The following is a 12,162-nucleotide window of genomic DNA, read 5'->3' on the forward strand; positions in this document are numbered from 1 at the left end:
AGTTCCTTTATTCATCTAGCTTAACGTAGATTATTTATGGTTGGAGAAGTTTTCGCCTTTTGCCATGCGATCATACATGATCACGTTAACAGCAGCAGCTAAGTTCATGCAGCCATTGGTAGGCACATAAATCGTCTCACGACAGAAATCGGTGATCTCTTTTTTCAATGTACCGTCTTCTGGGCCAAAAATGTAAAACGCACGTGGTGGGTGCTTGTAATCTGGCAGCGGTTTTGCGCCTTCAATAAGATCGACAGCAACAGGCACGCAATCTAAAGGAATGATGTCTTTTAGATCTTCAACGCCGATCAATGGCACGTTAAGATGCTGGCTTTTTGTATCCGTACAAAACTGTTTAGCGATATCGTAACGTCTGCCCGTGTAGAATACCGAGTTTACGCCATAGCAGCCTGCCGCTCGCATTACTGAGCCTACGTTTTCAGGTGTTTTTGGGTTTACCAATCCAATACAAGAGTAGCCTTTAGTCATTTTACCGTCTTTCCAATACAAAATTTGCGCGAAGTATACCTAAATTAAAGGGATTCATATAGACTCATTGGATAATTTCCTAGGAAGGCGAAATATGAAAACCGTTGCGATTCTTGTTGATGTACAAAATATTTATTACACCACGCGTGATGTTTACCAGCGTCATTTTGATTACAACGCATTATGGGCAAAAGTGACTGATGGCCGTAAAGTGGTTGGGGCTAATGCGTATGCGATTGCGCGCAGTGATGATAAGCAGAAGCAATTTCATAATATCCTTCGTGGTATTGGTTTTGATGTGAAGCTTAAGCCTTTTATTCAGCGTCGTGATGGGTCAGCAAAAGGCGATTGGGATGTAGGTATTGCTCTTGATGCAATAGAGATGGCGGAGCAGGCGGATATTGTGGTGATATTGTCTGGCGATGGGGATTTTGACTTACTCGTTAAGCGAATTCAGTCACGTTTTAATAAAGAAGTTGAAGTGTATGGCGTGCAAAATTTGACCGCTAATTCCCTTATAGAAGCCGCTGACCGTTTTATTCCAATAGAAGATAACTTGTTATTATAGAGTGAGTTATCATTAGTATCCTTTACGGTATCGTTATAGAGTACTGCTTATCTTTCTCTTCTACGCCTAAGATCTCCTACCGGATTTTATCGATTAAGGGAGGAGGGAAGGGAAATGGGAACTTTTTATAATTGAATGATGTTATGTAATGGATGAAATATGATGAACCAACAAACACAATGCCATTCAGCTGAAGTGCCAGCGATGAGTAATGTCATTCTGCATGCTTTCGATTGGCGCTATGAACACATCACAGAGCAAGCTGAATTGATTGCTCGTTTGGGTTATCGCTCTGTACTCGTCTCTCCTGCAATGAAATCATTAAGCTTGCCATCTGGCACCCAGTGGTGGCAGCGATACCAACCACAAGATTATCGCCTTATTGATAATCCTCTTGGCAATACGCTTGATTTTACACGCATGGTTGAACGCTTAACTGAGTTTAATATTTGGGTTTATGTGGATGTGGTGTTCAATCACATGGCCAATGAATCAGACATTCGAGCTGATTTAGAATACCCAAATCAATGGGACAGAGAGGATTACGCTCGTTACCCTGAGAAGTATGAAGCGTTAAAACTGTTTGGTGATTTATCTCAGCCGCTGTTTTCTGAAAATGACTTTGTAGAAGCTTTTGGTATTGAGAATTGGAACGATAAGTGGGAAGTGCAGAACGGCCGGATCTCTGGTGGGCCTCATGATCCGGGGTTACCAACGTTAGCGGATAATGATCATGTTATTGAGCAGCAACGTTCATACCTAAAGGCGTTAAAACAGACTGGTGTGAAAGGCTTTCGTATTGATGCCGCCAAGCACATGAGTTTAGAGCACCTTAGCAAAGTGTGGGATGATGAGATCACTCATGATATTCATATTTTTGGAGAGATCATTACCGATGGTGGTGCCACTAAAGAAGAGTACGAAACCTTTTTAAACCCATATCTACAAGAAACCAAGTTAGGCGCTTATGATTTCCCATTGTTTAATACGTTGTATCAAGCATTAGAAAAAAATGGCTCTCTAACCAGTTTAATTGACCCATACATTTATGGGATGGCAATGTCTCCACTACGAGCGATTACCTTTGCGACCACTCATGATATACCAAATAACCAAGTGTTTAAGTCTTTGGTGATGAGTGAGGCAAATGAGTGGCTTGCTTATGCGTATTTGTTCGGGCGTGATGGCGGCATTCCTCTGATCTATTCTGAGTTCGATGTCAGTGGCATCAAAAACAGCGCAGGTGAAGCACGATGGAAAGAGGAGTGGTGCTCTGATCGCATGGCAACACTGATGGCTTTTCATCATGATATGTATCGAGAATCACAGAGGCATGTAGTAGCCAGTGATGATCACTTGGTCTTTGAGAGAGGAGTGAGTGGTATCGTAGCGATAAATAAATCGGGTCATAACATTGAAGTGAATATGCGAGTAAGATCGGATGTCGTGTGGCTAGAAAGAACGTCACACACTTATTATGCTCCTCAACAGGGCAACCTTCGATTCTTTATTCCTGCAAACTCTTATCTGTTGTTTTCACGCTAATTATTACCAGAATTGAAGTTATAAGAGACAGGCATAAAAAGGTGGATAATGTATCCACCTTTTTGTTATCTGCAATAATAAAATGTGAACGAAAATTGGAGCAGATATAGGGTATTGAGTATTAATATTCAAAAGTAGGGATATTAATATCTACTCGACGGTTTTCACTTCTTCCTTGAGCTGTTTTGTTGGTTGCGATTGGGTTTGATTCTCCTTCACCGCTTGCGTTTATTTGCTCTTCTTTTACCCCTTGCTCTTGTAAATATTTAGAGACAGAATTTGCTCGGTCTTCTGATATTTTTTGGTTGTAAGCTTCTGAGCCAGATGAATCGGTATGGCCAACAATGTTTACACTTGCCTGTGGGTGTGCAACTAAAATAGCTGCGATTGAATTAAGTTCAGCATGGCTTTCTGGTGCGAGTTCAGAACCATTATTTTTAAATAAGTTTTGATGTGATTTAGATTGTTCTTGCTTGATAGCAACTGGCTCCATTGGTTTTTCTTCCATAGGCTCAGCCATTTGCTTTTCTGGCACGACTTCAACTTCTTCCTCTTCTTCTATTGAGGTCGCTTTTGAGGCGTTTCCAAAGGTATAGGTAAGACCAATGGAGATAAAGTGGGATGATAAATCATAGATGTAGCTATCATCGATGTCGTCAAAGTATTGGTATTCGAGACGTAAGGCTAAACTCTCGTTAAGTGACATTTCGCTCCCTAAACCAGCAGTAAACACAGTGTCATTTGCTTGGCTGTAATCCATGTAAGCAGCACCGGCTTTGAGGAATACATCGATAGTGTCTGTTGCTGAGAAAGTATAACGAGGCGCTAATGATAGAGCGGTAAGACGACTATCAACGTATTTTGTTGTGCCGTTATAAGAATGACTAGATTCAAACTCGCCAATAGAATCAAATCCAAGTTCTAGGCCCCATCGTTCTGTAAAGTGGTAACCTCCGTATGCACCAAAGCCAAATGCATCATCGTCACATGGGCCAGAAGAAGCACACGCATCATCAATGAGGCCAAGACCTAATTTACCACCGACGTATGCTTCGGCGAGTAAGGGGGAAGAGAACCCTATAGAGGTGAGAGTTATCGCTGCAAGTAAAGATGATTTTTTCATATTTCTTTCCTTCTAGTTCAAAACACACATTTAGCATCGTATGTTTAAATAGTAGAACAGGAAAAGCATCTTTGTCGGTTTTAGTTTGTTTTTTATATGATCCCATTTTTTAGTTGAGGGAAAAGCGTTCCCTCAACGTATGTTAATTACACTTTAAATCGATGCACGATATCGCTTTGTTGGTGTGCTAATTCATTCAGTGTTGAGCTGACATTGGCAATATCATTCATTGCAGTTTGGTTATGTTCAGCAATGTGGCTAATGTCTTCAAGACTGCGTGCAATTTCAGTCGTGGTTGCACTTTGTTCGTTAGCGGCTTGAGAAATGTGATTACTCATGTGGCTTATCTCATCAATCAAGCTTTGGGTCATCACCATTGCATTGTTTGCTTCGTTGGTTTGAATTACGCTTTGCTGCATATCTACCACACAGCTTTCAATCACGGTAGTTGTGGTTTTAGAGCTTGATTGAAGATTGGCAATCATGACTTCAATTTCAGAGGTCGATTTGGCTGTACGTTGGGCAAGAATACGAACTTCATCGGCGACTACGGCAAAGCCGCGACCTTGTTCTCCTGCGCGTGCTGCTTCAATCGCGGCGTTTAGTGCAAGTAGGTTAGTTTGCTCTGCAATGTTATTAATCACATCCAGAATAGAACCAATTTCACCGCTGACTTTTTGTAAATTACCCACGGCTTGTACCGATTCATCAAGGCGGCTTGATAGCTGCTCAATAGTTTGTAAGTTACTTTGCATTATGTGTTGACCATGCTCTGAAGCGGCTTCTACTTCTTGTACTTTAAGTAGGGAGCTTTCTGAGCTTGAGGCAACTTCAACTACCGAGTGCTCCATCTGAGTCATCGCTGCGGCGACACTCGTGGTTTGTTCGCGTTGATTTAGCAGTTGTTGTTTTGCTCTTTCAGCCGTTGAGCTGTTGTTTTGAGCAACCTCGGTTAATTCATCAGATGCACCACTGAGTTGCAGTAATACTTTTTGTAGATTATCAGCCAGTGTATTGATGTGACGAGAAACACGGCTAAATTCTGTATTGTTTTTGGTTTCAATTCGTTGAGTCATGTCACCTGAAGTTAACGACTCTAAAATCGTAAGCATCTTTTTTAATGGTGTTCTTACTGATGAGGCTAAGTGGAAGCCAATAAAGGTAGCTAACAGTGAGACGACAACACCAAGTATCAGTGCTTTATAAACACTCTGTTGATAAATGTCCTCAGCAACTTGCAGTGATTGTTGTAGGCCTTGATTTGCTAATTCATTAAATGAGGTTAATACAATCAGCGCACTATCGATTTGGTTAGCCAGATTTGAAATATTACGATAAAGGGTATCTGTTGCGTCTAAATAGGCAAAGTGCGTATTAAGAATGCCTTCTTTTTTACCAACCTCAAGACTGAATTGGTTCACAGGATCATCAAAGGTTTCTTTTAATTGAGGCAGTTGATTTATCAAGCCACGATAAGCGTAATTTAGATGAGTAACGGCTTTTTTATTTTGGTTCACCGCTTTTTTTACAAATTCAATGTCGTTACTTGCTAATGCATCAGAAGTGATCGACTCTGCATCTTCTAGTTTAACAAAGTAGCTCTTTGCCATCATTTTAACGGCAATGCTCTCTTGATCGTTAACATACTCTTTCATGCGAACACTTAATTCAGTGTACAGACGCTGGAAGGTACGGATTGATTTTTGTTTTTCATCTTCAGCAAGTAATAACGCTTGGTAGTTATCCATCGCGACTTTTGCTTCAGTGAAATAAGCCTGTTGAATACTGGATAACTCTGTTCTCTGCTGTTTTCCGGTATTTTTTTGTTCGGCAACATTAACTAAACGCTGAAAAGTGGTATTAAAAGTCTCTTCAGCAGCAATAAATTGTTGTTTTGATTGCTGCATTTGAGCAGGGTCGCGTGTAGTTAAAAAGTCTTTAAATGATTTGTCAGCTGCTAAGAGGGACACACTGGTTTCATTTGATATGCTAACTAATGGTAAAGAATCGGAAGATACAGATTTCATTTGGTTGTGGATATTACTCGTGCCGTTTAGCATGAGGACAACCGTCGTTATAAACAGAATAACAATAAGTGAAAATCCTGCATACATTCGACGTATAACGGAATTGTTCATGTTTCATCTCTCTTTTTTTGTTAACGCAAGACTAAAGTTGTGTTTGTAGGGAAGTCTTAATAATGTGATCATATAGCATTAATAGTATGGAGAATGAACGTTATATGCTGTGACTAATCTATAACATTAATAATATTGATAGAGATATCACTCTCATTTATTAAATATGATTTTTGTCGTCACGTGAGTAATTTGTCGTTAACTTCATCGTCAAGTTATTGTTTTCGAGAAATTTGTGACGCATACTAGAGCTAATAATAAATAAAAAACTGTGTTCTATTGGAGAAGCTTCATGGCTGAAGAAACGATTTTTAGTAAAATTATTCGCAAAGAGATCCCTGCGGATGTGATTTATCAAGATGATTTAGTTACGGCGTTTCGTGATATTAACCCACGAGCACCAAGCCACGTTTTAATCATTCCAAACAAATTGATCCCAACCACGAATGATATAGAGGCTGAGGATGAGTTAGTGATGGGGCGCTTATTTACGGTTGCTAAGAAAATAGCAAAAGAAGAAGGCATTGCTGATGAAGGTTATCGCTTGATCGTTAACTGTAATCCGCATGGTGGCCAAGAGGTTTACCATATTCATATGCACCTTGTGGGCGGTCGTCCATTAGGTCCAATGCTGTTAAGTTAATAGTTCTTTATAATAAGGCTCCTATGTTTTTGGGGCCTTAATTTTTTCAACTAAAGAGTTAGTCTATTTAAATGACATCATTATTTAAAAAATCCACCATTCTCTCTTTTGCCCTAATGCTTTCAGGGTGTGCCAACCTGTCTGTTGGAAATCTATTTAGCCATTACACGGCTCAAACTGACGAAACCTATCAATTAGTTAAAAATGGTGAGGCTAAGATTGCCTACAGCGAAGAAGCCCCTGAAGTAGGAGGCCCCATTTTAGATAATTTAGAACGTGGTCGTATTGCTTTATTGAGTGAGCAATATGCATCTAGCCAGTCTGATTTTGAAATTGCAGAGCAAGAAGTAAGAGTTCAAAGTGACCAAGCTGTCATCTCTGTATCAGATTCTGCGAACCAAGTTGGTTCATTAGTGACTAACGATAACTTGATCGATTATAAACCTGCAGATTATGAGTTGGGTTATTTGCACCTTTACCTTTCATTGAATTATTTAAAAAATAATGATTTAGAAGGGGCGTTGATTGAAGTTAGAAAAGCAAACTATATTCAAGAACAAGCGAAGCGAGATAGAGAAAAGGATCTACGTTCAGCAGAAAAAGACGCTAAGAAGCAGGGTGTAGATGCTAATGTTGGTGCAATTTTAGCTAATTATCCTGATGTAGGTAATAAGCTGGCTGCAGTTCAAAATGGCTATCTTTTCTACTATTCTGGCTTGTTGTTTGAGACTAATCGAAATTATAGTGATGCTTATATTGATTATAAGCGAGCACTTGCGGTTGCTCCGAATAATAAAACAGTGATTGAATCTGTACAACGTCTTGCTCGTCGACTTGGAATGCGTAATGACATTAAAATGTTAGAGAAGCAGTATGGTGCGTATCAAGCTCCTAATCGCTCTGATAGTCGTGTGATTATCATTGATGAGCAAGGAATCGTCCCTCAGCTATCTGACTGGCGATTACGTTTACCAATGTGGGACAGTCAGGGTAATTTTGTTCAGTATAATTTATCGTTACCTTACTATAAGCAAGTGAAACGTGAAGTCTTCTCTCCACTTAAAGTGAACACGCAAAGTGTCGCGACTGATCGTTTGTCTGACGTTACATTGATGGCGCGTAATGATCTTAATGAGCGGATGCCTGCCATGGTTATTCGCCAAGCGCTGCGAGTAGTAGCAAAAGATGAATTGCGAAAAACATCACGAAATACCAAAGAAGAAGAATTAGCGAATGCTGTACTAACTATTTTTAATACACTGACAGAGCAGCCTGATACGCGTAGTTGGCAAACATTACCATCACTAATTAGCGTAACCAGCTTGAATGTTGTTGCGGGTGAAAATAAAATTCAATACCTAGGGAATGAACTAGACTTTACAGTAAAGGAAGGACATACCGTTATAGTTTGGGTTTCAAGGCAAGGAAACTCGGTCACATGGTGGCATAAACAATTAGGAGAAATATAATGAAAAAATGGCTTATCGTATTCTTGTTACCATTGGCATTAGCAGCGTGCAGTTCAAGTCAAACCGCTGGTATTAGCGTAGACAGCAGTACTCAGAAAGTGTTATTTGGTGATAATGTACTTGGACATCGTTTATCGGTTGAACAGATAAGTACTCAAGACAACAATGGCCTGGTTCGAGGTGTTGTGTCAGTTACAAGTAAATTCTCAGGGGATCAACAACTTCAATACCGTTTTTATTGGTATGATGCTCAAGGGCTAGAAGTGAATGGTTCTGATTCACCTTGGCGTACTTTTATTGTTCGTGGTTTAGATACAATGAGCATTCAAGGTGTGGCACTAAAACCTGAAGCAACGCAATTCCGTGTTCAAATTCGTACATTAGAATAACCTTCTATAATTTAAAATAGAAACCACTTACTAGGGGAAAATAAAATGAAAAAAAGTGTTGTTGCATTATTAGGCTTGGCTGTATTACTCGGTGGTTGTTCTAATAAAGTAAGTTACGGTGATGCTCAAGCGGTTGAAACAACAACAGTAGATTTTGGCTCAACGGATCTACAAAAGATTGCGGCTGAAATGACAGAAAGCATGCTGTCTTCTGGCGCCGTTGCTCAAATTACTCAAGGTAATCGTCCAATCGTTTTTGTTGAGAGCATCAAGAATAAAACAAGCGAGCACATTGATACGGAATCAGTAACCGATTCAATCAGTACTAAACTGCTTAATTCTGGTAAGTTCCGTTTTGTAGATATGGATCGTGTAGAAGCGGTACGTTCGCAACTTAACTTCCAAAACAATGATGAGCTAGTAAACCAAAATACAGCAATTCAATTTGGTAAAATGGTCGGCGCTCAATACATGCTTTATGGCAACCTTTCTAGCATCGTAAAAAATGCAGGTAGCGACAAAGACGTTTACTACAAAATGACAATGCGTTTAATGGATTTAGAAACAGGCCTAATCGAATGGGCTGATGAAACAGAGATCCGTAAGCAGCAAGAGAAAAGCTTATTAGGTTGGTAATTCCTCAACTCTAATTTGATGAGATGAAAGCCAGAGCGGGAAACTGCTCTGGCTTTTTTTATATGAAAACGTATTAATTTCTTTCAATCAAAGCTTGGGAAAAGTGGTGGAAAGGAGTATAAAGGTGTTAGATAAATCAAAGAGAGAAATGCTATGAAACTGAATAAGTTAGAAAGTAAAAATCGTCGTATTCGTAAAAAGTTATACTTAGGTGAGTTTGCGATACTTGGTTTTGAAGTAAGCTGTACTACTGAATTTAAAGACTTTGACCAATATGATGTATTCGTAGATGACTTCATTGATTACATCAACAGCATTGAGCTATGTTTTGGTGGTGGTGGCCTAGAGCTATTTGAAGGCTTTATCTGTTCAACTGAGCGTTACCGTTCAGCAACAGCAGAAGAGCAGCTTCTAGTGGCTAACTGGTTAGACAGCCGTCCTGAAGTGAAAAAAGTAGAGATCAGCGAACTAGTTGATGCTAACTACCTATAATTTTGATTGTCGATAAATCAGAATGAAAAAATCCGCCTTTGTTGGCGGATTTTTTGTTTTTGACCTTTAAACTCTAGGTATGGATTATTTCTTCACACAAACTACGATAGCATTGCCTGAACCATCATTTAATGGCGTGATTTTTTCATAATCATGTTCAAACATATGAACCTCAAAGTAAGGTTCTAACAGTGTTTTCAGTTGCTCAAAATCAACCGCAACCATTGGGTGCTTGTCATCCCAAGCTTCGGTTACACCATCTGTTGTCTTTTCTATCTTTAGCAATAAGTGTTGTTGCTCACCTTCTCCGCAATAGTTCCAACCTGATTGGAAGCTAAATTGGCTGCCTTCATGCTCTGCTGGATGTTTTACAAATGAGCGATTGTCGATCTTGTTTCTTGCTACAGAGTTAAAGCAAAAAACACCTTCAGGTTTTAAGGCCGCATGAGCACTGGCAATGCATTCTGATAGTTTTTCAATATTCGCATTGTAGTGAATCGAGTAGAGAAAACAGGTGATTAAATCCAGAGGTTCTTCAACCTTGAAATTACTCATATCATGCAAAATAAACTCAGCGTCAGGGTTACGCTGTTTTGCAATATCAAGCATAGGTTGGTTTATGTCTAACCCTTTTGCTTGATATCCATAATTAATAAAGTGTTTAACATGTGGGCCTGTACCACACGCTAAATCGAGATAATCTCTTCCTTGATTACCAAAGATTTGATGCATACGACGAACAAAGTTACTTTGCTCTTGATAATCGATATCAGCACACATTAAATCGTAATAGCCAGATAAATCAGTATATAAAGCGTTAGAGGACATTATAGTCTATCCAAAATAACACCAGTCTACTTTAAGTGTTTGATTAACCGCTTATTTGGAAAGGTATGTAGTAAGTACGTCTGATGAGGAACTGTATAATAGTTCCCCTTAAAGAGACGCGTAGGGCGCGGATAATAATCCAATTTCTTAGGTTTGAATAGAGAAAACTATTAAGATTTTGAAATCAATTTTTAATGCAAATTCGAGACAGAATAAAAGCACTTGGTTAATTGTGATAAACTTTTATAAGTTTATGTTATTACGAGATTTATGGGGTAGATATGGATATTAATTTTGATGGCTTTGGGTTAAATACTGACAAAGTATCGTTACTGTCTGGCGGATTAACTAATGCCTGTTTAAAAGTCGAAGCGAAAGAGGGAACTTTTGTTTGGCGTCCGGTATCTGAACAAGCCAAAGTACTTGGGGCAAATAGAGACAAAGAACAAGTCATATTAACAGCATTGCAAGCAGTGTCTTTTGCCCCGAATGTTTACGGCTCAAATGATGAGGGTCTATTGGTTGAATGGTTTAAGGGTGATGTGATTGAGCTGGATAAAGCCAAAGACGTTGCCGTTGAACTATTGGTATCCGTTCATCAACTTGCTTTGGATAGGTTTAACGATGAGTTTAAAAATGATGTGATGAGCATAAAATCACGTATTTTGAGTTATTGGTCATCATTAGAACCGGAAAACCAGACAAGTGAAATGCACGCTTATGTTGATTATTTCTCTCAAGAAGATGAACGGCCGTTGTTTGAACCTTGCTTATGTCACTTCGATATTGGTGCTTATAATATTATTGTCAAAGAGCAAGGGTATGGCTTAATTGATTGGGAATACGCTTCTATCGGAGATCCTAGTCAAGATTTAGCAACCATGATCATCGCGAATCAATTTGATGCTGATGAGGTTATTCATCGCTATTGTATGCAAAGAGGTCTTGATGAAAATGAATGGCTATATTCGGTAAAATACTGGACACCTTGGGTCTGCTTTATGGGGGCATTATGGTTTTTGTTAGGTCACCAATTACTCAAAGACGATTGCTATCAAGAGTTAGCTGAACGAGAAATGAGTAAGTTAAAGCAATTAATGCCATTAATTTAAAAATAAACCCGCAATTATCTAGGTTAGATCACTGTTCTCAGTTTTGCTCAGGTTAATGGCTTTAAAACCATAATTTTCATGGTAGATTAAATTGACTTATATGGACTAATTCTTATTCAGGAACAGGGGGAAACATGATTATTTATCTTCACGGCTTCGACTCAACAAGCCCAGGTAATCATGAGAAAGTGGTACAACTTCAATTTATCGATGAAGATGTTCGTTTCATTAATTACAGCACTCTGCATCCTAAGCATGATATGCAGCACTTATTGAAAGAAGTACATAAGGTTATTGAGCAAGCGGGCGATCCAAACCCAATTATTTGTGGTGTAGGCCTTGGTGGCTTTTGGGCTGAACGTATTGGCTTCTTATGCGGTATTCGTCAGGTTATTTTTAATCCTAACTTGCATCCAGAAGTGAATATGGAAGGACGTATTTACCGACCTGAAGAGTATGCTGACATTGCGACCAAGTGCGTAGATAAATTCCGTCAAAAGAATAAAGAGCATTGTTTATGTATTTTATCTAAGAGCGATGAGATTCGTGATAACTCAGATAGTGCAACGGAGCTTGAACCTTATTACCAAATTATTTGGGACGAGAATGAAACGCATAAGTTCAAGAAAATCTCTCAGCACTTACAAGTAATGAAAGCATTTAAAGAGGCTGAAACCTTAATTTAATGTCTGCTTTGTAAATGCTATTTAAGTATAAGAACGACAGGCAA

General features: G+C 39.1%; 13 protein-coding genes. 9 read left to right on the forward strand and 4 right to left on the reverse strand.

What is annotated here, in order from left to right; all coding sequences use genetic code 11:
* Nucleotides 1-30: 30 nt before the first annotated feature.
* A complete protein-coding gene (locus PVK62_RS03460) occupies nucleotides 31-489 on the reverse strand; it encodes an RNA methyltransferase (RefSeq protein WP_060990765.1) in 459 nt (152 codons plus the stop codon).
* A gap of 94 nt (nucleotides 490-583) precedes the next feature.
* Between PVK62_RS03460 and PVK62_RS03465 the strand changes: the two genes are divergently transcribed.
* Complete coding sequence (locus PVK62_RS03465; protein ID WP_274444617.1) at nucleotides 584-1,057, forward strand: LabA-like NYN domain-containing protein; 474 nt, start codon at nucleotides 584-586, stop codon at nucleotides 1,055-1,057.
* Nucleotides 1,058-1,219: 162 nt separating this feature from the next.
* Nucleotides 1,220-2,602, forward strand: a complete 1,383-nt coding sequence (locus tag PVK62_RS03470) for an alpha-amylase family protein (RefSeq protein WP_274444649.1) — start codon at nucleotides 1,220-1,222, stop codon at nucleotides 2,600-2,602.
* Between the two features lie 121 nt (nucleotides 2,603-2,723).
* Here the strand turns inward: PVK62_RS03470 and PVK62_RS03475 are convergent, their stop codons facing one another.
* Both PVK62_RS03475 and PVK62_RS03480 read right to left on the reverse strand, forming a co-directional pair.
* Nucleotides 2,724-3,725 (reverse strand): OmpA family protein, encoded by a 1,002-nt coding sequence (locus tag PVK62_RS03475; protein ID WP_274444615.1) that lies wholly within the window; start codon nucleotides 3,723-3,725, stop codon nucleotides 2,724-2,726.
* A gap of 146 nt (nucleotides 3,726-3,871) precedes the next feature.
* Nucleotides 3,872-5,863, reverse strand: coding sequence for a methyl-accepting chemotaxis protein (locus PVK62_RS03480; protein ID WP_274444614.1), 1,992 nt, complete (start codon nucleotides 5,861-5,863; stop codon nucleotides 3,872-3,874).
* 292 nt (nucleotides 5,864-6,155) lie between these two features.
* Between PVK62_RS03480 and hinT the strand changes: the two genes are divergently transcribed.
* From hinT to PVK62_RS03505, 5 genes are all read left to right on the forward strand, one after another.
* Nucleotides 6,156-6,506, forward strand: coding sequence for a purine nucleoside phosphoramidase (gene hinT, locus PVK62_RS03485; RefSeq protein WP_274444613.1), 351 nt, complete (start codon nucleotides 6,156-6,158; stop codon nucleotides 6,504-6,506).
* 71 nt (nucleotides 6,507-6,577) lie between these two features.
* Nucleotides 6,578-7,975 (forward strand): COG3014 family protein, encoded by a 1,398-nt coding sequence (locus tag PVK62_RS03490; protein WP_274444612.1) that lies wholly within the window; start codon nucleotides 6,578-6,580, stop codon nucleotides 7,973-7,975.
* Nucleotides 7,975-8,364: a YcfL family protein gene (locus PVK62_RS03495; protein ID WP_274444611.1), complete on the forward strand. Its 390-nt coding sequence runs from the start codon at nucleotides 7,975-7,977 to the stop codon at nucleotides 8,362-8,364. The genes PVK62_RS03490 and PVK62_RS03495 overlap by 1 nt, the downstream gene beginning before the upstream one ends.
* A 45-nt stretch (nucleotides 8,365-8,409) precedes the next feature.
* A complete protein-coding gene (lpoB, locus tag PVK62_RS03500) occupies nucleotides 8,410-9,000 on the forward strand; it encodes a penicillin-binding protein activator LpoB (RefSeq protein WP_274444610.1) in 591 nt (196 codons plus the stop codon).
* 153 nt (nucleotides 9,001-9,153) lie between these two features.
* Nucleotides 9,154-9,492 carry a YggL family protein gene (locus tag PVK62_RS03505; RefSeq protein WP_045101861.1) on the forward strand — a complete coding sequence of 113 codons (339 nt, stop codon included), beginning with the start codon at nucleotides 9,154-9,156 and terminating at the stop codon, nucleotides 9,490-9,492.
* Between the two features lie 84 nt (nucleotides 9,493-9,576).
* On the opposite strand, the gene PVK62_RS03510 is transcribed toward PVK62_RS03505, so the two are convergent.
* Entirely contained in the window at nucleotides 9,577-10,320 is a 744-nt protein-coding gene (locus PVK62_RS03510; protein WP_274444608.1) for a class I SAM-dependent DNA methyltransferase, read from the reverse strand.
* A gap of 281 nt (nucleotides 10,321-10,601) precedes the next feature.
* Here PVK62_RS03510 and PVK62_RS03515 point away from each other — a divergent pair, with 281 nt between their 5' ends.
* Both PVK62_RS03515 and ycfP read left to right on the forward strand, forming a co-directional pair.
* Nucleotides 10,602-11,432 carry a phosphotransferase gene (locus PVK62_RS03515; RefSeq protein ID WP_274444606.1) on the forward strand — a complete coding sequence of 277 codons (831 nt, stop codon included), beginning with the start codon at nucleotides 10,602-10,604 and terminating at the stop codon, nucleotides 11,430-11,432.
* A 134-nt stretch (nucleotides 11,433-11,566) separates the two neighbouring features.
* On the forward strand, nucleotides 11,567-12,118 hold the full coding sequence (gene ycfP, locus PVK62_RS03520; RefSeq protein ID WP_274444605.1) for an alpha/beta hydrolase YcfP: 552 nt from the start codon (nucleotides 11,567-11,569) through the stop codon (nucleotides 12,116-12,118).
* Nucleotides 12,119-12,162: the final 44 nt, after the last annotated feature.

Source organism: Aliivibrio sp. S3MY1 (genome assembly GCF_028765575.1).
Lineage (GTDB): Bacteria > Pseudomonadota > Gammaproteobacteria > Enterobacterales > Vibrionaceae > Aliivibrio.